At 66.4% G+C, this 19,327-nt stretch carries 20 protein-coding genes and 1 pseudogene; 7 read left to right on the forward strand and 14 right to left on the reverse strand.

The window, feature by feature from the left end:
• From A5781_RS10295 to A5781_RS10310, 5 genes are all read right to left on the reverse strand, one after another.
• Positions 1-1,518, reverse strand: a complete 1,518-nt coding sequence (locus A5781_RS10295) for an aldehyde dehydrogenase (protein ID WP_067204539.1) — start codon at positions 1,516-1,518, stop codon at positions 1-3.
• A gap of 17 nt (positions 1,519-1,535) precedes the next feature.
• Positions 1,536-1,661, reverse strand: coding sequence for a hypothetical protein (locus A5781_RS26425; RefSeq protein ID WP_255360811.1), 126 nt, complete (start codon positions 1,659-1,661; stop codon positions 1,536-1,538).
• 7 nt (positions 1,662-1,668) lie between these two features.
• Positions 1,669-2,775, reverse strand: a complete 1,107-nt coding sequence (locus tag A5781_RS10300) for an NDMA-dependent alcohol dehydrogenase (RefSeq protein ID WP_067204542.1) — start codon at positions 2,773-2,775, stop codon at positions 1,669-1,671.
• Between the two features lie 15 nt (positions 2,776-2,790).
• Positions 2,791-4,068, reverse strand: a complete 1,278-nt coding sequence (locus A5781_RS10305) for a cytochrome P450 (RefSeq protein WP_067204545.1) — start codon at positions 4,066-4,068, stop codon at positions 2,791-2,793.
• A 135-nt stretch (positions 4,069-4,203) separates the two neighbouring features.
• The gene (locus tag A5781_RS10310) at positions 4,204-5,496 is read right to left on the reverse strand and encodes a sensor histidine kinase KdpD (RefSeq protein WP_231990685.1); all 1,293 of its coding nucleotides are present in this window, start codon (positions 5,494-5,496) and stop codon (positions 4,204-4,206) included.
• 36 nt (positions 5,497-5,532) lie between these two features.
• Between A5781_RS10310 and A5781_RS10315 the strand changes: the two genes are divergently transcribed.
• Positions 5,533-6,207, forward strand: a complete 675-nt coding sequence (locus A5781_RS10315) for a response regulator transcription factor (protein ID WP_197503758.1) — start codon at positions 5,533-5,535, stop codon at positions 6,205-6,207.
• Here A5781_RS10315 and A5781_RS10320 read toward each other — a convergent pair.
• Positions 6,200-6,394: a ferredoxin gene (locus A5781_RS10320; RefSeq protein ID WP_066952295.1), complete on the reverse strand. Its 195-nt coding sequence runs from the start codon at positions 6,392-6,394 to the stop codon at positions 6,200-6,202. The genes A5781_RS10315 and A5781_RS10320 overlap by 8 nt on opposite strands.
• A gap of 165 nt (positions 6,395-6,559) precedes the next feature.
• On the opposite strand from A5781_RS10320, the gene adhE reads away from it, so the two are divergent.
• Complete coding sequence (gene adhE, locus A5781_RS10325; protein WP_067204552.1) at positions 6,560-9,193, forward strand: bifunctional acetaldehyde-CoA/alcohol dehydrogenase; 2,634 nt, start codon at positions 6,560-6,562, stop codon at positions 9,191-9,193.
• Here adhE and A5781_RS10330 read toward each other — a convergent pair.
• Both A5781_RS10330 and A5781_RS10335 read right to left on the reverse strand, forming a co-directional pair.
• Positions 9,178-9,810 (reverse strand): annotated as a pseudogene (locus tag A5781_RS10330) (TIGR03557 family F420-dependent LLM class oxidoreductase); the annotation flags it as partial. The gene adhE and the pseudogene A5781_RS10330 overlap by 16 nt on opposite strands.
• A gap of 151 nt (positions 9,811-9,961) precedes the next feature.
• Positions 9,962-10,624 carry a sensor domain-containing protein gene (locus tag A5781_RS10335; RefSeq protein ID WP_231990686.1) on the reverse strand — a complete coding sequence of 221 codons (663 nt, stop codon included), beginning with the start codon at positions 10,622-10,624 and terminating at the stop codon, positions 9,962-9,964.
• A gap of 342 nt (positions 10,625-10,966) precedes the next feature.
• On the opposite strand from A5781_RS10335, the gene A5781_RS10340 reads away from it, so the two are divergent.
• Together A5781_RS10340 and A5781_RS10345 are read left to right on the forward strand one after the other, a co-directional pair.
• Entirely contained in the window at positions 10,967-11,749 is a 783-nt protein-coding gene (locus A5781_RS10340) for an enoyl-CoA hydratase/isomerase family protein (RefSeq protein WP_067204558.1), read from the forward strand.
• Between the two features lie 29 nt (positions 11,750-11,778).
• Positions 11,779-13,074 (forward strand): acyl-CoA dehydrogenase family protein, encoded by a 1,296-nt coding sequence (locus tag A5781_RS10345; protein WP_067204561.1) that lies wholly within the window; start codon positions 11,779-11,781, stop codon positions 13,072-13,074.
• Here the strand turns inward: A5781_RS10345 and A5781_RS10350 are convergent.
• Positions 13,071-13,727 (reverse strand): MspA family porin, encoded by a 657-nt coding sequence (locus A5781_RS10350; RefSeq protein WP_067204565.1) that lies wholly within the window; start codon positions 13,725-13,727, stop codon positions 13,071-13,073. The genes A5781_RS10345 and A5781_RS10350 overlap by 4 nt on opposite strands.
• A gap of 216 nt (positions 13,728-13,943) precedes the next feature.
• On the opposite strand from A5781_RS10350, the gene A5781_RS10355 reads away from it, so the two are divergent.
• Positions 13,944-14,201 (forward strand): hypothetical protein, encoded by a 258-nt coding sequence (locus tag A5781_RS10355; RefSeq protein WP_067204628.1) that lies wholly within the window; start codon positions 13,944-13,946, stop codon positions 14,199-14,201.
• A gap of 12 nt (positions 14,202-14,213) precedes the next feature.
• On the opposite strand, the gene A5781_RS10360 is transcribed toward A5781_RS10355, so the two are convergent.
• From A5781_RS10360 to A5781_RS10375, 4 genes are read right to left on the reverse strand one after another with little or no spacing between them, the layout of a single operon-like run.
• Positions 14,214-15,173, reverse strand: a complete 960-nt coding sequence (locus tag A5781_RS10360) for a phosphotransferase family protein (protein ID WP_067204568.1) — start codon at positions 15,171-15,173, stop codon at positions 14,214-14,216.
• On the reverse strand, positions 15,174-15,947 hold the full coding sequence (locus A5781_RS10365; RefSeq protein ID WP_369817708.1) for an SDR family NAD(P)-dependent oxidoreductase: 774 nt from the start codon (positions 15,945-15,947) through the stop codon (positions 15,174-15,176).
• Positions 15,948-16,006: 59 nt separating this feature from the next.
• Complete coding sequence (locus A5781_RS10370) at positions 16,007-16,459, reverse strand: DoxX family protein (protein WP_067204572.1); 453 nt, start codon at positions 16,457-16,459, stop codon at positions 16,007-16,009.
• Positions 16,456-17,379, reverse strand: a complete 924-nt coding sequence (locus A5781_RS10375) for an alpha/beta hydrolase (protein ID WP_067204575.1) — start codon at positions 17,377-17,379, stop codon at positions 16,456-16,458. The genes A5781_RS10370 and A5781_RS10375 overlap by 4 nt, the downstream gene beginning before the upstream one ends.
• A gap of 212 nt (positions 17,380-17,591) precedes the next feature.
• Between A5781_RS10375 and A5781_RS24935 the strand changes: the two genes are divergently transcribed.
• A complete protein-coding gene (locus A5781_RS24935; RefSeq protein WP_231990687.1) occupies positions 17,592-17,921 on the forward strand; it encodes a hypothetical protein in 330 nt (109 codons plus the stop codon).
• A gap of 42 nt (positions 17,922-17,963) precedes the next feature.
• A complete protein-coding gene (locus A5781_RS10380) occupies positions 17,964-18,287 on the forward strand; it encodes a multidrug efflux SMR transporter (protein WP_067204578.1) in 324 nt (107 codons plus the stop codon).
• A 2-nt stretch (positions 18,288-18,289) separates the two neighbouring features.
• Here A5781_RS10380 and A5781_RS10385 read toward each other — a convergent pair whose 3' ends face one another.
• Positions 18,290-19,123, reverse strand: a complete 834-nt coding sequence (locus A5781_RS10385; RefSeq protein WP_067204581.1) for an alpha/beta fold hydrolase — start codon at positions 19,121-19,123, stop codon at positions 18,290-18,292.
• Positions 19,124-19,327: the final 204 nt, after the last annotated feature.

Raw genomic sequence — 19,327 nt, forward strand, 5'->3', positions numbered from 1 at the left:
TCAGGCGGTCGCCGCGGCCGACACGACAACGGGATAAACCCGCTTGGCGCGGTCATTGGTCATGTCGACATGCACGAACTTTTGCTCGGTGTACTCGTCGAGGGCACCGGGCCCGAGCTCGCGCCCCAGACCGCTTTGCTTCATGCCGCCGAAGGGGAACATCGCATTGACCATGTGCCAGTCGTTGATCCACACCGTTCCGGATTCCAACTCGCGGGCGATCGCCAGCGCGCGTTCATTGTCTGTGCTCCACACCCCCGCGGACAGTCCGTACTCGCTGTCGTTGGCGATCGCGGCCGCCTCGGCGTCGTCTGCGCATTTGATCACCACGAGCACCGGCCCGAAGATCTCCTCCCGGGCCACCCGCATGTCGTTGGTGGCGCCGGTCAGGATCGTGGGCGCGACCCAATGGCCGTCGGCGAGTTCGGACTCGGTGGGGACCGTGCCCTGGAATGCGATCTTGCAGCCCTCCTCTTGCCCCAGCGCGATGTACTTCTCCACTCGGGCTTTCTGTTTGGCGGAAATCAGCGGGCCAACGTCGGTGGTCGGGTCCATCGGATCACCCACGACGAGCGTGGACGCGCGGGCGACCAGCCTTCGCACGAACTCGTCGTGAATTGACGCGTGCAGCACCAGCCGGGTGCCGGACTCGCAGGCCTGCCCGCACATCAGCAAGAATCCGAACAGCGTGCCGTCGACCGCCAAATCCAGGTCGGCGTCGTCGCAGACGATGTTGGCGCCCTTGCCACCCAACTCGAGGGTGACCCGCTTGACGTTGGCGGCGGCGGCGCGCATCACGGTCTTACCGACTTCGGTTGAGCCGGTGAAGGCTACCTTGCGCACATCGGGGTGCTCGGCGAGCCGGGCGCCGACCACGGGCCCCGGCCCGGTGATCACGTTCAGCACACCCGCCGGAAGCCCGACTTCGTCCGCCGCCCTGGCCAATTCGAGCAACGTCAGCGGAGTCTGGTCGTCGGGCTTGAGTACGATCGTGTTGCCGGCCGCCAATGCGGGCCCCAGCTTCCATACCGCCAGCAGCAACGGGAAATTCCACGGCACGATGCCGGCGCACACACCCACCGGCTCGCGACGAAGAACGCCGGCGGCCAGCGTGGGCGCTTCGATCAAGGCTCCGCTCTCCTCGAACGCATACGAGCGCGCCAACGACGCGAAGTATTTCAGGTGGGCGATCGAGTAGCCCAGGAGAAAAGCGCCCGCCGACCGTGCGGTTGCACCGTTTTCGCGTACCTGCAGGACCGTCAACTCGTCGAACCGCGCGGCGAGGTTGTCCGCGATCGCATCGAGGATGCGGGCGCGTTCCGCCGCGGGCGTCAACCGCCAGACGCCGGAGGCATGTGCAGCCTTTGCCGCCGCGACGGCCTCGTCGGCCATAGTCACATCGCCCCGCGCAACGGTCGCAACCAATCGGTTCGTCGCGGGATCGCGCACCTCCAAGCTGCTTGACGCGTCGCGCCACCGCCCGTCGATGTACATCGGGTAGTGCGGAATGTCAGTCATGTCTTCCTTGCCTCTAGTCATCGGGTCCGGCGGCGCCAATGTGCGAAACTCCTCCATCGGCCGGCGGCGTGGTGCGCGGCGCTGACCCCGGCCGGGATGCCCAGCGGGGCGGCGATAATGACGACGATGGTGATGAGGCTCATGGCCGCTTCAGAACCGGATCAGCCCGCGGAGATTGACCCCGGCGTGCAGGTCGGCGTAGCCGGTGTTGATCTCGTCGAGGGTGTATTCCCGGGTGACGAGCTCGTCGAGCTTCAGCCGCCCGGCGCGGTACAGGTCGAGCATTCGGGGTATGTCGTGCCGGGGATTGGACGATCCGAAAAGCGAACCGCGAACCTGCTTCTCGTACAGGGTCAAATCGAAGAGCGACATGGCGACGGACGTGTCGGTCGGATGCGGGATCGCGGTCATCACCACCCTGCCGCGCTTGCCGACCAGGCTCAGCGCCTGAGCCACATACGCGCCTTCAGCCGTGTCGGTGCTGACCACGCAGACGTCAGCCATCTGGCCGCGCGTCAGGTCGGTGATCAGGGCTTGGGCCTCTTCGACCGTCCCCGCGGTGTGGGTGGCGCCGAACTCCAGTGAACGGCCCCGCTTGTACTCCACGGGATCCAGCGCGACGATCACGCGTGCCCCAGAGATCCGCGCGCCTTGCACCGCGTTCATGCCGATCCCGCCCACACCCATGACCACCACGGTGTCGCCGTCACGCGCTTCGCCGGTGCGCACCATGCTGCCGTAGCCGGTGGTGACGCCGCACCCCACCAGGGCGGCGGTGTCCAGCGCGGTGGAAGGATCGACCTTGATCACCGATGCCAGTGGCACCACCGTGTATTCGGAGAACGTTCCCAGCACGCACATTTGGCCCAGCGCTTGGCCTTTCGCGTGGAATCGGAAGGTGCCGTCGAGTTGTGGTCCCGCGATGATGGCGGCGCCGAGCACGCACAGGTTGCTCATGCCACGCGAACACGGTTCGCAGCGGCCGCAGGCGGGGATGAAGCTCAGCGCAACTGAATCGCCTTCGGAGACTTCGGTGACACCCGGGCCGACATCGACGACGACGCCGGCGCCCTCATGCCCACCGACGACCGGTAGCTGCATCGGCATGTCGCCGGTGATCAGGTGGTCATCGGAGTGGCACAGCCCGGCGGCGGCCATCTTGACCAGGACCTCGTTCTCCTTGGGCCCGTCGAGGTCGACCTCTTCGACCTCCCACTTCTGATGCAGCCCCCACAGCACCGCTGCTTTCGTTTTCATCGAAACTCCTTGAATTCAGCGCTTCTCGGGTGTCCAGGTCGCCGGCAGGCTGTTGACACCGTTGATGAAGTTGGCCAGGGCGTAGTTGGGCTGCGGCGCCGAGATATCCGGGATGCGCGTGTAGACCTCGGTCAGCAACGCCTTGAGCATGGTGCGTGCCAGCGCCGCGCCCAGGCAGAAGTGCGGACCGCCACCACCGAAGGCGATGTGCGGATTCGGGTTTCGCAGGATGTTGAACGAGTGGGGGTCTTCGAAGACGTCCTCGTCGCGGTTGCCCGAGTAGTACCACAGCACCACCTTGTCGCCGGCCTTGATCTCCGAGCCGCGCACGGTGATGTCCTGGGTGGCGGTGCGGCGCATGTGCAGCAGCGGCGACCCCCAGCGCAACACCTCCTCGACGGCGGTGCCGACCCGGCCCTCGACGTCCTCGACGAGCAGCGCGCGCTGGTCGGGGAATTTCGAGAGGGCGGCGATGGCGTGGGCCGAGGCGTGCCGCGTGGTGTCGTTGGACGCGACACCCATCAAAACGAAGAAGGCCTTCAGCTCGTCGTCGGTCATCTTCTTGCCGTCGAACTCGGCCTGCACCATCCAGGTCAACAGGTCGTCGCCGGGGTTGGCCCGCCGCTCGGGGATCAAGACGGTCGCCACGGCGTGCAGGTCCATCACGGCGCCCATGAACAGTTCGAGTTCGCTCTGCTCGCCGCGGATGTTCGGGTCTGTCCAGCCCACGAGCCGCTGCGCGGCGCTGACGGCCTGTTCACGCAGTTCGCCTTCGGGCAGGCCGAAGAAGCTGCCGAAAATGCGGCCGGGCAGCTTGACCGACACGAGTTGCACGAAGTCACCCTCACCCAGGTGCGCCATCTCGCTGACCAGGTCATGGGCGTGGCCGCGGATCCAGCCTTCCAAGCGGCGAACGTTCTTGGGCTTGAAGGCCTCCGTCGTGATTCCGCGCAGCTGGGTGTGCCGCGGGGCGTCCATGGCGATGAACGACTGGGCGATCTCCACCGCCTCGGGGGCGAAGTCCTCCATGGTGATGCCCTGCGCCGAGGAGAAGATCTCCGGGTGGCGGCTGGCCATCCGGATGTCCTCTTGTTTGGTCAGCGACCAGAAGCCCCTGGTGTTGAGCTCGGGGGGCAGCAGATCCGACTCCGCGGGGCGGCTCCACGGCACGGGGTTCTCCGCGCGCAGGACGGCGAAGGCGGCGTCCCGCTCTTCCGGGGGTTTCGCCCAGAACTCGCGGGCGCTCAGGTCGATGTCTTTGTGGGTAGGCGCGGTCGTGGGTGCGGTGGTCATTGGGGAGCCCTTTCTGGCGGTGGGCAGTGGTGCACGTCACCGCGGTTAAACCCATGCTGGTCAGCGCGGTGGCGGCGCGGCACAGGCGCAAGTGCCAAACACTGGCCTCCGTGGGCCAGCGCATGGAACCGGCGATCAGGCCACCGGTGCGCGGAAGGTGGCGACCAGGCCCCCGCCGTCGCGCGCGGCGAAGTCGACCCGGCCGCCCATCGCTTCGGCGATCTGCTGCACAATCCACAGGCCGAGCCCGGCGGTGCCACGTTGGCCGCCGACGCTGACGTACTTGGTGGTCAGCTCGCCCAGGCTGTCGGCCGGGATGCCCGGCCCGCGGTCGGCCACGGTGCAGACCAACTCGTCGCCTTCCCGCGAGCACGTGACGTCGACCGGTTCCCGCCGGCCGTGCCGGGAGGCGTTCTCCAGGAGGTTGGTCAGCAGCCGGCGCAGCCCTTGGGCGTTCACGGCCACGGCGCCGACGTCGCCGCTGACGCTCAGCCGCAACCGCGGCGCCCCCAGACCGACAGCGTCGGCGGCGGCAACGATGAGGTCGGCCACGTCGACGCGACGGACCCGGCCAGTCGAGAATGTCGGGCGGCGACTCAACGCGACGTCGGAGAGCGCGTCCAGCATGTCGGCGAGGTGGTGGACGTGGCGGGCCACCAGATGCAGACTGGTTTCCCGGTCGGCCTGCGACATTGCCCGCTGCGAAGTCAGTGCCTCGGTCAGCGCCTCCAAAGACGTCACGGGAGTGCGGAATTCGTGCACCAGCACCTGAAGTCCGTCCTGTTGCGACTGGTATGAGCGCAGCAGGCGCGCCCGCAGGTCGCGTTCCTCTTCGGCGGCGGCGTGTTCGGCCTCGGCCTCTACCAGCGCCCGCACCCGGGAGCGGTGTTCGCGTTCGGCGAGCGCGGAGAGCCCCGCGGTGATGATCGCGACGAAGATCAGATACACCGCCGACCACCCCGCCTGTAGGGCCGGAGCCGCGGCGACCGGAAGTCTGGGCGACGACGTCAGCGCCACCGGAACATAGGCGGCACCCAAAAGGATTGCGACCAACAAGGTTTCGCTGAATGACAGCCGCGCCGCCGAGGCGATGACGGCCAGCGCCAGCACCGCGACCACCGGGCTGTAGACGCCGCCGCTCAAGGCGATGAGCGCCAGCGTGAACGCCGAATCGAAGCCGGTTACCAGCCACGAGTACCGGGTGCGCCGCACCTCCAGCTGCGGATAGGCCATCACGACGGCCGCGTAAAGCATCGCGGCGCCCAACACCGCGACCGTGGCCGCGGTGTGCTGCCGGACCCATTGGGGTCCGATCGCCAGCAGCACGCCGATTGAGATGACCACGGCGACCCGTACCGCGACGACGGTGCGGGCCAGCCCGTAGTCCTCGCCGTCGAAGTCCGACGTTGTTCGATCGAGCGGTCTCACCCAGCTGACCATAGAGTTGGGGTTAGCATCGCGGCAATGACTCGCTCGCCGTACGTCGTGGTGATCGTGGACGACCATGAGCTGTTTGCGCAGGGCCTGGCCCTGTTGCTCACCCGCGAATGGGGCGAACTGTTCACTGTCGGCGGCCAGACGACATACGTGGAAGAGGCCGCCGACCTGGTGGCCCGCTGCGACGCCGATGTCGCGATCATCGACCTGTCGATGCCGCCCCTGGGCGGGGTCGCCGCCATCCGGCACATCAAGGCGCGCCACCCGAAGACCCGGATCCTGGCGCTTTCGGGGACCGACGACCTGGGGCTGGCCGAAGAGGCGTTGCGGGCCGGAGCCGACGGTTTTCTGCCCAAAACCGCCAGGCCGGAGTCGCTGGCGGGGCCGCTATGGACGATTGCCGAGGGGTTGCGGGTCGTCGACGGCGCCCTGCTCGATGCGCTGCTGAGCAACACCCGCAAGCCGCCGTCCGAGCTGCTGAACAGCCTCAGCGCGCAGGATTTCCAACTGTGGACGCTGCTCGCGACGGGCATGGAGACCGGTGACATCGCCCAGCGGATGCTGGTGTCGGAGCGCACCGCCAAACGCATGGTCGCCGCGCTGCTGCACAAACTTGGAGTCAACAACCGCATCGCCGCTGCCGCCCTGGCCGGGCGCTACCGGTTGCTCGATGACGTCGCCGAAACCGGCCGGATCAGTTGAGGATCCGGATCGCCTGCGCGGGGCACATCGCGGCCGCCCGAATCACCCGTTCGCGGTCGGCTTCGGGCGGGTCCGGCTCGAGCACCACCACCTGTTCGGCACCGTCGGGAATGTCGAACACGTCGGGGGCGGCCAGCAGGCACTGCCCGTGCCCTTCGCACAGGTCGTAGTCGACGGTGATGCGCATGACCGCCAGTATCGGCCCCTCAGGGGCACCGCGGACGGTCCGCACGCGCCAGATGTGGCCTGGCCGGGCCAGCTAGTCCAGGGCCTTTCAGCCCTAGGCGGACGACGCAGCATCTGCCCATTCTGGAGACCCTTAGCGTTCCCTTCCTGAGCCGAAAACCCGATCATGACCACTACCCGAACTCAGACCGCCTCGTCCCTCGAGCCGCCGGCCGTCACAGACCAGCGCATACGCGAACTCGACGCGATCGTCGGCGCGGCGGCTCAGGCTGCCCGAGAATTCCGCAAGCTCGACCAGCAGCAGGTCGATGCGATCGTCGAGGCCATGGTGCGCGCGGGGGTACGCGCCGCCGGCGAACTGGCGAGCATCGCGATCGAGGAGACGGGTTTCGGCGTCTTCGAGGACAAGGTCGTCAAGAACTATGTGGCCACCGAGTTCCTGCACGACTATCTGCGCGGCAAGAAATCGGTGGGAGTCATCGACGAGGACGTCGAACACAACATCGCCCACGTGGCCGAGCCGATCGGGGTCGTGCTGGGCATCACCCCGGTGACCAACCCGACCTCGACGGTGCTGTTCAAGGCGATCGTCGCCGCCAAGACTCGCAACGCGATCCTCTTCCGGCCGTCACCGTATGCGGTGCGCTGCTGCGAACGCAGCCTCGAAATCCTCCGCACCGCGGCCGAAGCGGCCGGGATGCCGCCCGGGGCGCTGCAGGTCATTCCCGATGCCGCGCACGAGGTGACGCACTACCTGTTCAAGCACGCCGGAGTCGATTTCATCTGGGTGACAGGCGGACCGAAGATCGTCGCCCTGGCGAATTCGGCCGGAAAGCCCGGGCTGTCCGTCGGTCCCGGCAACGCGCCCATCTACGTTCACAAGACGGCCGACCTGAAAGGTGCGGTCGTCGACATCTTGATCTCGAAAACCTTTGACTCCTCGGTCATTTGCCCGGCCGAACAAACCTGCATCATCGACGACGAGGTATACGACGAGGTGATCGCCGAGTTCGAGCGGATGGGCGCCCGAGTGCTCACTCCCGGCGAGGCCACGGCGGTGGCGGAGTTCGCCTTTGGCTGCGGCGACAAGATCGCGCACGAGGCGGTTGGGCAGAAGGCGTCGGAGCTGGCCGCCCGAGCCGGCTTCAGCGTGTCGCCGACCGTGAAGGTGCTGCTGGCACAGCTACCTGCCGACCTGGATGAACTCGCTTCGCATCCCCTGTTGCAGGAGAAGCTGATGCCGGTGCTCGGCGTGGTGCGCGCACGCGGCGTACAGCACGCCATCGACGTGGCCGTCCTGGTCACCGAGCACGGGGGGCTGGGTCACACGTCGGCGGTGTACGCCAACGACGAGGACGTCATCGAGGCATACGGTCTGGCGGTTCGCACGGGCCGCATCCTGGTGAACGCGCCCACTGCGGTCGGAGCCCTCGGCGGGGTCTACAACAACCTGACACCGACGTTCTCGCTGGGTTGCGGCACCTGGGGCGGGTCCAGCACGACGGAGAACGTCAACTATCTGCAACTGCTGAACATCAAGACGGTCTCGCGGCGCCGCACCCCGCCGCAGTGGTTCCGTGTCCCGTCCAACACCTACTTCAACGAAGGCGCACTGGACAACTTGCGCGATCTCGACTGCGAAACCGTCGTGGTGATCACCGACGTCCCGACCGAAGAGCGCGGCGTGGTCGAGGTGCTGCGCGGCAAGTTGCGCGCCCCACACGTGCAGGTGTTCAACGAGGTGACACCGGAGCCCGACGAGAGGACCATCCGCCGTGGTGTCGCGATGCTGCAGCGGGTCCAACCCGATCTGCTGGTCGCCGTGGGCGGCGGCTCGGTGCTGGACGCCGGCAAGGCGATCCGCCTGTTCTACGAACACCCGGAAAAGAGCCTCGACGAGTTGACGATGCCGTTCCTCGACCCGCGCAAGCGCGTGGCCGACTATCCGGTCGACCGCCATCGCGTCCAATTGGTTGCTGTCCCAACCACATCGGGTACCGGATCGGAAGTCTCGCCGGCGGCGGTGTTGACGGTGCGCGGAAAGAAGGAGACGCTCGTCGACTACAGCCTGGTGCCTGACCTCGCGGTCGTCGACCCGGTCCTCACCTCGTCGATGCCGCAGACGCTGACCGCCGACACCGGCATCGACGCGCTGACCCATGCGCTGGAGGCGGCCGTCTCGATCTTCGCGTCGCCGTATACGGATGCGTTGTGCGCCCAGGCGGCGCGACTGATCTTCGATGCGTTGCCGAGGGCATACGACGACCCCGGCGACCTTTCGGCGCGCACTGACATGTCCAATGCGGCAACCCTTGCCGGGCTTGCCTTTTCGAATGCGTTTGTCGGGACCAATCATGCGCTCGCCCATGCGGTCGGGGCGAGATTCGAGATCCCGCATGGCCGGGCGAACGGTATTTTCCTGCCGCACGTGCTGCGCTACAACGCAAGTCTGCCCAGCAAGTTCATGCCCGCGCCGGGTTATTCCGCCTACGTGGCCCCGGACAAGTACGCGCAGCTCGGTCAGCTGATCTTCGGCGGCCATGAGCCGCACGAGTGCCGCGACCGGTTGTTTCGTGGGGTCGATGATCTGCTGAACCGACTGAACATGCCACGATCGGTGCGCGAGTGCGGCGTCGACGAGGAGGAGTACCTGGGGGCGCTACCGGCGTTGGCGATGACAGCTTTCGAGGACCTCAGCAACCGCACGAATCCGCGGATGCCCTTGGTGAGCGAGATCTCCGCGTTGCTTCGGGTGGCCTTCTACGGCGATGCCGAAGCACAACCTCAGCCGCGCAGCTGAGGCAGCACGTCACGCTCGTACGCGGCGAAGAACCCGTCCATGTCCGGGCCGACCTGCTGGACATACACCTCGTCGATGTCGGCGTCGAGGTACTCCCGCACCTTCGCGACATGGGTGTCGGGGTCCGGCCCGCAGGTGACCGCTTCGGCAACCTGGTCCGGTGTGACGAGAGACATCAAGGCGGCGAAGTCCTTGGGGCGCGGCAGGGTCTGTGCGGATTGCCCGGGCAGCGCGTCGTTGCCCCACAGCCGGTGTGCCGCCTTCAGTGCGGTGTCGGCGTCCTTGTCCCAGCTGACTTTGGTGCCGGCCTGCACGGGCTTGTCACCGCCGCCGGACTCACGGAATGTCTTGACGAGGTCGGCCTCCGGCATCACCAGAACGAAGCCGTCCCCGATGCGTCCGGCCAGCTCCGCGCCCTGCGGGCCGAAGCCGGAAACGTAGATCGGCACCGGCTGGTCGGCTCGCGTGTAGATGCGGGCCTCCTGCACCTCGTAGTGCTTGCCGTGGTGGCTCACCTCGTCGCCGCGGTGCAGTAGGCGGATCACGTCGACCGCCTCCTCCAGCATTTCCTGGCGCACGCCCACCGAGGGCCACGGGTCGCCGAGGATGTGTTCGTTTTCGCAGAGAGCTTGAGGCCAACCGTATCCTCCCGCACCCAAGAACCGGATCTCCCAAAACCAATATGCTGCAGAAACTTTCGTCACCGAGCTAGGACAGATTGGAGTACCGATGTGCTCGACGTCGGATTCTCCTCGGCAGCTCTCGCTTTTACGGGATCTTTCTTGCGATCCGTTTGGCGATCTGAGCACCCCGATCGTCGATGTGGTCGGCGCAGGCGCTCACGTCGACGACAATGTTGTTCGCGGTCGTCAACGCCCGCTGGCACGCCCAACCCTCCACACCTTCTTCTTGAACCCGAGTTATCGCCAAGACGCCGTCCTCGACGCTGGCCTTACTCAGCGACCAGTAATGGGGGTTCGGGTCGCCGGGGTCATGCAGATCGACACGCCGGTTATCGCAGTTGGCCCAGCCGGTCACCTGGCTTGCATAGAAGTCATGAGCGGCCAAAGCCCCAGGAAACGCCACCACCGCCTGGTAGGCGATGTGGTCCGCACGATCGCGGTGGTCCTTGAGTTCCTGAACGCGCACAGCTGTCCAACCGCTGCCTTGGTAGGAGTACTCCTGCGCTTCGGCCCAAACCAAGCATCCATCCTCGAGGGGACGATTGGTGTACATCGTGTCGGCGGAAGCCACGACTTCCATGTGAGCATCCATGATGGATCCAACATCGCCGGTATCGAGCAGCAATCCAGACAGCGCGCCGGTCGGCAGTGGTTGCGGGGCATGACCCAACGTCGGAGCCGCAACCACCCTCCCGTCGGTCATCACGGTGCATCCCGCTGTCAGCGCGGACAGCACCAGGATCGACAACGCAAGCCACTTGCCCGCTGACCTCATCGGCCTATTTCACCGCACCGCCGCATGGTCACCAAGCCTATGCGGGTGCGCGCGAGAATCGCTTCGCCGACTCGGAGAATAGAGTTCTCCAAGATCGAGAGACGGATTACTATGACCGTGTCCTGTCAGCTACCGCGCCCGAACGATGGGAGTCGTCATCGACGCCTCGATCCTCGATGCGGTACGCGCGCCGCGCGGCCGAGGCCGCCCCGACGGAGGACCGCACGCCCCACATTGGCGGGCCGTGTCTGTTCGCTGCCGCACCGCGCGGGCCGAGCGGACGGGCTTCAACACGGCGACCATCATCGAGCGGGTGTGAGCGTGCCGAGCGCGCTGGAGCTCGATCGGCCGTGCGACGGTGTCGTTGTGCTGCGCCTGAACCGCCCGAAGCAGCTCAACGCCATCAACGAGGCGATGCAAGCCGAATTGCGCCAGACGCTGGCCGATTTGGCCACCGACCGCTCAGTGCGCGCGGTGGTGCTGACCGGCGCGGGGCGAGGCTTTTGCGCCGGCATCGACGTGCGGGACTTCGGCCCATCGATGCTGGAGGCCACCGCACCCGCGCTGGAGCGGATGCGCTTCCAGGAGCAGATGGCGGGCCTGGTGGAAGCCGTCCGTGCGCTGCCGCAACCCGTGATCGCCGCGGTCAACGGTCCCTGCGTCGGGGCCGGCCTCGCGCTATGCCTGGCGGCCGACATCCGAATCTGTTCGCAGAGCGCGTCATTCGGCAACGCCGCCATCCTGCTCGGACTCTCCGGCGCCGAGATGGGCATGAGCTACCACCTGCCGCGCATCGTCGGCACCAGCGTGGCCGCCGACTGGATGCTCACCGGGCGCACCGTGTCGGCCGCCGAAGCCGATCGGCGCGGCCTGGTCAGCGAGGTCGTCGAGCCGGATCGGTTGGCGGAGCGGGCCGTAGAGTTGGCGTCGCTGATAGCCGGCCATTCTTCCCTGGGCGCGCAACTGACCAAGCGGGCCCTCCAGGTCAACACCGACGCGGCGAATCTCTCGGCGGCGCTCGAGCTGGAGAACCGCAACCAGGTGATCTCGCACGCCACCGACGAGGCCGCCGAGCGCCGCAAGAAGTGGACGTCGTGACGGAGTCAGCAACCTAGAAAGGACGCCGCATGGCGTGGGACTTCTCCACCGATCCCGAGTGGGCACAGCAACTCAAGTGGGTCGAGGACTTCGTGCGCGAGGAGTGCGAACCGATCGACCTGATCGTCAAGGAGTCGCACGACCTCAGCGATCCGGTCCGCCAGGCCCTGATCCCGCCGCTGCAGGAGATCGTCAAGGACCGCGGCCTCTGGGCCACCCACCTCGGTCCGCACCTGGGCGGCCCGGGCTACGGTCAGGTGAAACTGGCGCTGCTCAACGAGATTCTGGGTCGGTCGGAATGCGCGCCGATCGTCTTCGGCTCCCAGGCTCCCGACTCGGGCAACAGCGAAATCCTGGCGCACTACGGCACTCCGGAGCTCAAGGCCCGCTACCTTGAGCCGCTGCTCGACAATCGGATCGTGTCCTGCTTTTCAATGACCGAGCCGCAGGGCGGGGCCGATCCGAAGGTATTCCGCACGACCGCTGTACCCGACGGGAAGCACTGGGTCATCAACGGCGAGAAGTGGTTTTCGTCGTTCGCCTCGATGGCTTCATTCATCATCGTGATGGCCATGACCGACCCCGACGCGCCGCCGTACCAGCGTTATTCGATGTTCGTCGTTCCCGGCGATACCCCCGGCATCAACGTGCTGCGCGACGTCGGCCTGGGCTATCAGCCGGTGGGCGGCGGGCGCGAGGGCTATGTCCGCTATGAGAACGTGCGCGTGCCGGCCGATCACATGCTGGGTCCGCGGGGTGGGGCCTTCGTGGTCGCGCAAACCCGCCTGGGCGGCGGGCGGATTCACCACGCGATGCGCACCGTCGGGCTGGTCCGCCGGATCTTCGACATGCTCTGCGAGCGGGCGGTGTCGCGGTACACCCAGGGTGAGGTGCTGTCCAACAAGCAACTCGTTCAGGAGATGATCGCCGACTCGTGGATGGAGATCGAGGCCTTCCGGCTGCTGACGCTGCAGACCGCATGGAAAATCGACCAATTCAACGATTACAAGGCGGTGCGGGCGGATATCTCGGCGGTCAAGGCGATGATGCAGAAGGTGCTGCACGACGTGTCGTCGCGGGCGCTGCAACTGCACGGATCGCTGGGCACCACGCACGAGATGCCGTTCGTGCAGTACCTGGTGGAGTCGTTCGTGTTGGGGCTTGCCGACGGGCCGACCGAGGTGCACAAGGTGACGCTGGCCCGCTTGCTGTTGAAGGACCGCGAGCCGGCGCCCGACCTGTTCCCGTCCGAGCACCTGTTGCGGTTGCGCGCGGCCGCGGAGGCGAAGTTCGCCGACAGGCTGGCCGGCATCCCCCGCGGTTAAACCGATTTGGTGACGCCGACGTACGACAGCACCACGTCGGACAGGTCGGTCATCCGGGTCAGCACCGCATAGGAGCGGATGAACGACTGGCCCACGCACCCGTCGATTTTGATGTGGAAGTTGCTGATCATGACCCAGGGATTGGCACCCTTGAATTGTTTCTTGATCACCGGCACGGTGAGGACGAGGCCGGGTTTCATTCCGATGCTCATCACGCCGTTCATCGGAGTCGAAACAAACGGCAGCAGGGGCGGCAATGTACCGGTGGTGTCGAAGGTGGGGCTGACGCCCGGGACGATGCCGGCACCGCCCTCCATGATCACGCCGTTGGACGTACTCATATCGATCCCGCAGCCGATCTGATAGCCCACTTCCAGGACGCCGTGGGGCTCTTCCGATCCTCTCAGCGAGCCGACGTAGATGCCGCTGGCCATGTATTCGCGCGACGCGACGGAGGTGGTCAGCGGTGCCACCGGAACCTGCGCCTCGTCCTTCGCGCCCAGCCCCAGGGTCCAGCCGTCTGGGGTGTTGAGGATGACGGGGGGATTCGAGGGCACCGCCCCCCCGGCCGGTGCCGAAGCTGCAGCGGCAGGCTCGATCTCGGGACCGTCATCGGGATCAGCGGTCGCCGCCGGCGCCGTGACCACAGACATAACGAGGCAAGCGGCGACCACCAGCGCGCGACGAACGACCACGGCAACCGGTCCCACGCACGCCAACGTACGCACGTGCCGTTTCGAGTCGCGAAATTTGCTGGGCGGACGATCAAAGTTGTTGTGTCTTTGTGACTCTTATGCGATATGGACGGCGAAGGTAGAATTGAGCCCTGTTAGCCGGCGGTTCAGGCAGACGACGGAAGGGCCGTGACGATGAAACGTAGATTTGCTGCTCTACTTATCGTGGGTTTGACGGCCCTTGCAGCTTTGACGGGCGGCACCGGAATGGCGGTGGGAATAGCGCTCGCGTCTCCCGACCCGGGCCAGGTGGACGACATCCCGACGATCGACGAATGGCAGATCCAGTTCCCGACCACAATGACGAACCCATACGAAGATTCAGTCGGCTCGTCAGGTGACTGGGGTGGCGTCGGAATGTGGTGCCAAAATCTCCACGCCAACTGCAGCTGATCGGATGCCCCGTTAGTCCAGCAGTGCCCGCGCCCGATCCAGCAGCCTCGGGAGCGTTGCCGCGATGTCTTCGAATTCCTTTCGCGGTGTGCGCCTGCGCCGATTGTGTTTGACGATCAGCGACCACGTCGCCGCCGCCTTGAAGCACGCCAGCGCGCTGAACCAGGCCAAGTCGGTGACCTCGCGGCCCAGCTCTTCCTGGTAGATCTCGGCGAGCTCACCGACGGGCGGCACCATCCCCGCCGAGCCCGCAACGCGCCGGTACGTGTCCGGGTCGCAGTTGATGAGAAACCAGCCGGCGTCGATTCGCGGATCACCCACCGACCAGATTTCCCAATCGATTACCGCGTTGATGCGGGGCCCGGTGGCCATCAGGTTGCCCAGCCGGAAATCGCCATGCACCACGCTCAACCTGATAGCCGTTGGCGCACAACCCAACAGCGCGTCACGCACCCCCGGCCAATCGGGCGCCAGCGCCGCGTCGACGGTCTGCAGCGTGTCGGACCAGCGCCGGACCTCGGCGACCGCGTCGACGATCGGTTCACCGCCCAGCCCTAGCTCACTCGGTGACAGACCGTGCAACGCGGCCATGGCCCGGCACGCGTTGCGATACCGATCGGGAAGACCGGGGGATCCGGAACCGCCGTCGAAAAGCGGTTCGACACAGTCGCCTTCGACGCGTGACATCACGAACAAGGGCGGCGTGTGCGGCGGATCTCCCCCGTCCTCCCACAGCACCTCGGGCACCGGAACCCGCGTCCCGGCAAGGGCTTTGATGATGCGTGCCTGCCGGAGTACGTCACGATGCGCGACGGGCTCGACACCGGGCGGAGCAACCTTGATCACCACCGGTCGGCCATCCAGGGCGCCGCCGAACGTGAGGCTGGAGGCACCCCCGGACAGCGGCGCGACGCCGGTCACCCCGGCGCCGTCCAGTCGTCGCCGCAACTGGCCCGGCTCGAGCTCGGCCATTCAGCCGGCGGGCTTGGTCCAGCCGACCTCGGCGAGGAAGGGCTGGGTGTGCGCGATGCGGCCGGTCAGGGTCTTCGGGTCACCGGTACACAGCCGATAGGCCGTCTCGGTGATCAATTCGATGTCCTCGGTATCGGTCTTGGCCAGGTCGAGGGTGCCGGCTCCCGGCGTGGCCACCGGATTGCTGGGAGCGGCGGCGTTGACGGCGATCCCGTCGTCATACAGCTCGGCCGCAAGGCTTTTCGTCAACCGGTTGAGCGCGGCCTTGACCGTCCCGTAGATCCCGAAGCCCGCGGTGCGGTCGAACTCCGAGAACGGCGGCCCCGGCGGCAGATCGCCGCCCGCCGAGGTCAGGTTCAGGATCCAGCCCCGCCCACGTTCGCGCATCGCCGGAATCGCCAGTTGGCTCAACTGCAGTGGGCCGAGAACATGCATCTCCATCATCAGGCGGGCCCGTCGTTCGGGAAACGCGTCCAGGGGCCGCAGGAAGGTCACCGCCGCGTTGTTGACCAGGATGTCCGGGGCGCCGACAGCACCGACCACCTCCGCGAAAAGCCGTTCACGTTCCGCGGACTGGGACAGGTCGGCTTGGACCGCGACGGCCTTCCCGCCGGCGGCCACCAGCTCGTCCAGGGTTTGACTCAGCGACCCTTCGTATTTGGGGTCGGGGTCCATCGTGCGGGCGGTCAGCGCGACCGTGGCACCTCGCGCGGCGAGCCGTGCGGCGATCGCCTTGCCCAGCCCCCGGCTGCTGCCGGTGACGAGGGCCACCATCCCTTCGCACCGTCGGTCAACGCCCATCATCGGCCTCCTACGGAAATGGCTTCTCCGTATCAGAGAATGCCATTATCGCCCGTCGAGGGGAAGTGCCGTCTGCGCAAGGCGTCGATCGAGTAGTTCCCGCCGCCCGTGAACACCAGCAGCAGGAAAGCGAAGCAGAAGAGGATCGCCAACCCGCCGCCATTGCCCGCCGGCGGATCGGCGACGGGCCAGAGCGCTTGCGGCTGATGGATCCAGAAATACGCGACCGCCATCTCCCCTGAGGCCACGAACGCGACGGCCCGGGTGAACAGGCCGGTCGCGATCAGCAGACCCGCGACGACTTCGATCAACCCCGCGTACCAGCCGGGCCAGGAACCGAACTCGACGCGAACGGGCGACGGGACGGGCCAATCACACAGGCTCCTCGAGCCGTACGCGGCGAACAGCAATCCGTACACGACCCGAAACACACTCAGCACGGCCGGGGTGTGCCGACCGAGCCGCCGGTCGAAATCCTTTGTCACGATCCAAAGGTTACGGTCGCGGCCCAGTCGAGCAGGCGCCGCCAAAGCCGCTGCCGGCCCGACGCCATGTTGTGGCAGTGCGCGCTGTCGCCCAGCACCAGGGTGGTGATGTCCGGACAGCTGCGATAGAGACTGCCCTCGGCGCGTGGGTCCGGTGAGACGTCGACGACGCCGTACCCGATCAACACGGGGACGTCGATCAGCGCGGCGTGTTCAGCGACGACCCCGGGGATCATGGCGGTGCCGAACACGCGCGGCACCATCGATTTCGCGACGACACAGTCCGCGGCCACGATGTCGGCCGGGACATCGGCAAGGTGAAACCAGCTCTGCAAGTGCTCGCGCGGACCCTCGAAGTAGGGCTGCGGCAGCGCGCACAGGATCTCCCGGGCGAGCTCGGCGCGTCCCTGCGCGGTTGCCGACCGGGCGATGAATTCCGGATCGAGGTTCAGCGGCGCCACGTGTTGATTGGTGCACCCGAGCAGGGCCAGTGCGGCGAAGCTGGAGAACAGTGCTTGTTGCGTGATCGCGAGATAGCCGCCGAGGGAATGGGCCATCGCCACCGGGGGTGCTTGGATTCCCGTTACGTCAGGCAACGCGGAGACCGCATGGGCGAGCGCGGCGGCGATGTCGGTGAAGCCGAAATCACGTGCGGGTTGGGAGCTTTCGCCGGTACCCAGGGGGTCGATGGTGACGACGGCGTAGCCGTTCCCGGTGGCGAAATCGGCGAAGCTGTACCCGTGCTGACCGGGGATGCGCAGGTCCCAGTAGTCGCGACTGTAGGTACCTCCAGGCAGACAGACCAATAGTGCCGGCGCCTCCGCACCGGCGCGCGCGGGATAATACGTCGCCGCCAGCGACGCTTCCTCGCCGATCACGTCGCCGACATCGAACTTCAACGGCCGCGCGGGAGCGTTCATCGGGCGCCCATGTCGTTGTCCTCCTCTGGGTGGCAACCGAACGGACCACCACGCAGCGTGTTCGCGGTCGCGTCATTTGTACCGGCCTAGCGTCATAATCGCTTATATCGGGCGGTTAAGACGTTGGCTCGTGGAATGGATTAGTGATGGCCGAAACTCTCCCCAGTGGGCAATCGAGTCCTTCGGGACGAGCCGCGAAGGTCGAGCAGCGGATGAAGGAACTCAGCCAGCGAAGAGCCGAGTTGGCGGCCGGCGAGCGCCCGTCACCGGAGTCCGTGGATTTAGCGCGCCGCCGTGCTGAAGAATCCCTGCACCGTGCGCAAGAAGCTCACCACGCTGCCGCGCAGCGGCACGAAGAGTTGGCGCGGGTGCATGAGCAGACGGCGAACAACTATCAACGCGCCGCAATGCAAGGACTTGGGCCCACCGCTCGATTGCAACAAGCGGCCGATGAGCACTGGCAGGCCGCACACGATGGCTATTTAGAGGCCGTGAAGGACGAAGCGAAGGCCCACAACCCCAAGGAATCCTCCTCGGGTTAGCTTCCACCTGCCGTCCGCCCGTCGCTCACCCAAGGAGACATCGTGACGTATGTCCTACTTCTCTGCGCCATTCTTGCGGAAGTAGCCGCGACCAGCCTGCTCAAGAGCACGGAAGGCTTCACCCGACTGTGGCCGACGGTCATCTGCCTGACCGGTTACGCAATCTCATTTGCGCTCCTGGCGCTGTCGATCTCGCGCGGCATGCAAACGGACGTCGCCTACGCGCTGTGGTCGGCAATCGGTACGGCCCTGATCGTGCTCATCGCCGTCCTGTTTCTCGGCTCGACGATCTCGGTCGCCAAGATCGTCGGGGTGGGGCTGATCATCGCCGGCGTGGTGACCCTGAATCTGTCCGGCGCACACTGACGCTAAGCGCGGGCCGTCAGCGGTGCACTCAGCAGACTGACGAGCGCGGTGGTCACCTCGTCGGGGCGTTCCTCCATGACGTAGTGGTCGGCGCCGCGCAGCCGAACCAGCTTGGCGTGCGGAATGGACTCGGCCAATTCGCGCGCGGTGCTGAACGGGATATAAGGATCGCGGTCACCCCAGATGACGGCGACCGGGCACCGGATCGTCCCGAGTCCCTCCGCGAGCCACGGGACGACGGGCACCGAATAGTGAGCGAAGAAGTTCCAGAAGGTGCGCTTTCCCTCCGGCGAATTCATCCAGCCCAGATACCCGGCTTCCAGCGCGGTGTCGAAACAGCCGAGTCTTCGGTAGCGGGCCAGAGCTAAATGGTGCAGCGTGGCCAACGGAAGATGTTGTGCGGCATGTGACGCTGGCGGGTGGGTAGCGATCCAGTGTTGGCCCCGCGAGAAGCGGTAGAACCACGGGCGAAAGATGCCATGTGCGCGGGTGTTCAACAGAGCGAGTCGCAGCACCCGCTCGGGATGGCGGATGGCATAACCGAGTCCGATGAAGCCACCGTAATCGTGGGCGCACAGGTTGAACCGTGGCCACCCCAACTCCGCCACGAATCGTTCGATCCGCTCCACCTCGTTGTCGTAGGTGGGTGCGGTCGCCGGCGGAGCGGACCGGCCGAAGCCGGGCCAGTCCGGCGCCACGACATGATGGCTGCCGGACAGCGCCTTGATCTGATGGCGCCAGCAGGACGCGCTCTGGGGATAGCCGTGCAACAGAAGCACCGGCTCTCCGGTGCCGGCCGCCTCGCCGAACACGTTGCATCCGTCGACGTTCCACATGGTCGAAACATATTCGGATCCTTGGTCGCGCTACCCCTCTCTTTGAGACACACGGCGCTCCATTCCCGCCACCGTTAGCTCTGCTGCCTCAACGCCATACCGTCGCCGGGAAGTGAGCTGGTGTTTACGTAACAGCCTTCAACTGCGCGCCTGGTGTGCAAACATCGCTGCCAGACTGACGGTCTGCCGCCCCGGTGCGGACAG

The sequence above is a fragment of the Mycobacterium sp. 852002-30065_SCH5024008 genome (genome assembly GCF_001665645.1).
In the GTDB taxonomy this organism is placed as follows: Bacteria; Actinomycetota; Actinomycetes; order Mycobacteriales; family Mycobacteriaceae; genus Mycobacterium; species Mycobacterium paraffinicum.

Coding starts and splice junctions, on each gene's coding strand:
- A5781_RS10295 (WP_067204539.1), bottom strand. CDS start 1,518: ATGACTGACATTCCGCACTACCCGATGTACATCGACGGGCGGTGGCGC.
- A5781_RS24935 (WP_231990687.1), top strand. CDS start 17,592: ATGAAGGAACTCAGCCAGCGAAGAGCCGAGTTGGCGGCCGGCGAGCGC.
- A5781_RS10300 (WP_067204542.1), bottom strand. CDS start 2,775: ATGAAAACGAAAGCAGCGGTGCTGTGGGGGCTGCATCAGAAGTGGGAG.
- A5781_RS26425 (WP_255360811.1), bottom strand. CDS start 1,661: ATGAGCCTCATCACCATCGTCGTCATTATCGCCGCCCCGCTGGGCATC.
- A5781_RS10305 (WP_067204545.1), bottom strand. CDS start 4,068: ATGACCACCGCACCCACGACCGCGCCTACCCACAAAGACATCGACCTG.
- A5781_RS10385 (WP_067204581.1), bottom strand. CDS start 19,123: ATGTGGAACGTCGACGGATGCAACGTGTTCGGCGAGGCGGCCGGCACC.
- A5781_RS10360 (WP_067204568.1), bottom strand. CDS start 15,173: ATGGCCGAGCTCGAGCCGGGCCAGTTGCGGCGACGACTGGACGGCGCC.
- A5781_RS10345 (WP_067204561.1), top strand. CDS start 11,779: ATGGCGTGGGACTTCTCCACCGATCCCGAGTGGGCACAGCAACTCAAG.
- A5781_RS10315 (WP_197503758.1), top strand. CDS start 5,533: ATGACTCGCTCGCCGTACGTCGTGGTGATCGTGGACGACCATGAGCTG.
- A5781_RS10350 (WP_067204565.1), bottom strand. CDS start 13,727: ATGTCTGTGGTCACGGCGCCGGCGGCGACCGCTGATCCCGATGACGGT.
- A5781_RS10365 (WP_369817708.1), bottom strand. CDS start 15,947: ATGGTGGCCCTCGTCACCGGCAGCAGCCGGGGGCTGGGCAAGGCGATC.
- A5781_RS10355 (WP_067204628.1), top strand. CDS start 13,944: ATGAAACGTAGATTTGCTGCTCTACTTATCGTGGGTTTGACGGCCCTT.
- A5781_RS10375 (WP_067204575.1), bottom strand. CDS start 17,379: ATGAACGCTCCCGCGCGGCCGTTGAAGTTCGATGTCGGCGACGTGATC.
- A5781_RS10320 (WP_066952295.1), bottom strand. CDS start 6,394: ATGCGCATCACCGTCGACTACGACCTGTGCGAAGGGCACGGGCAGTGC.
- adhE (WP_067204552.1), top strand. CDS start 6,560: ATGACCACTACCCGAACTCAGACCGCCTCGTCCCTCGAGCCGCCGGCC.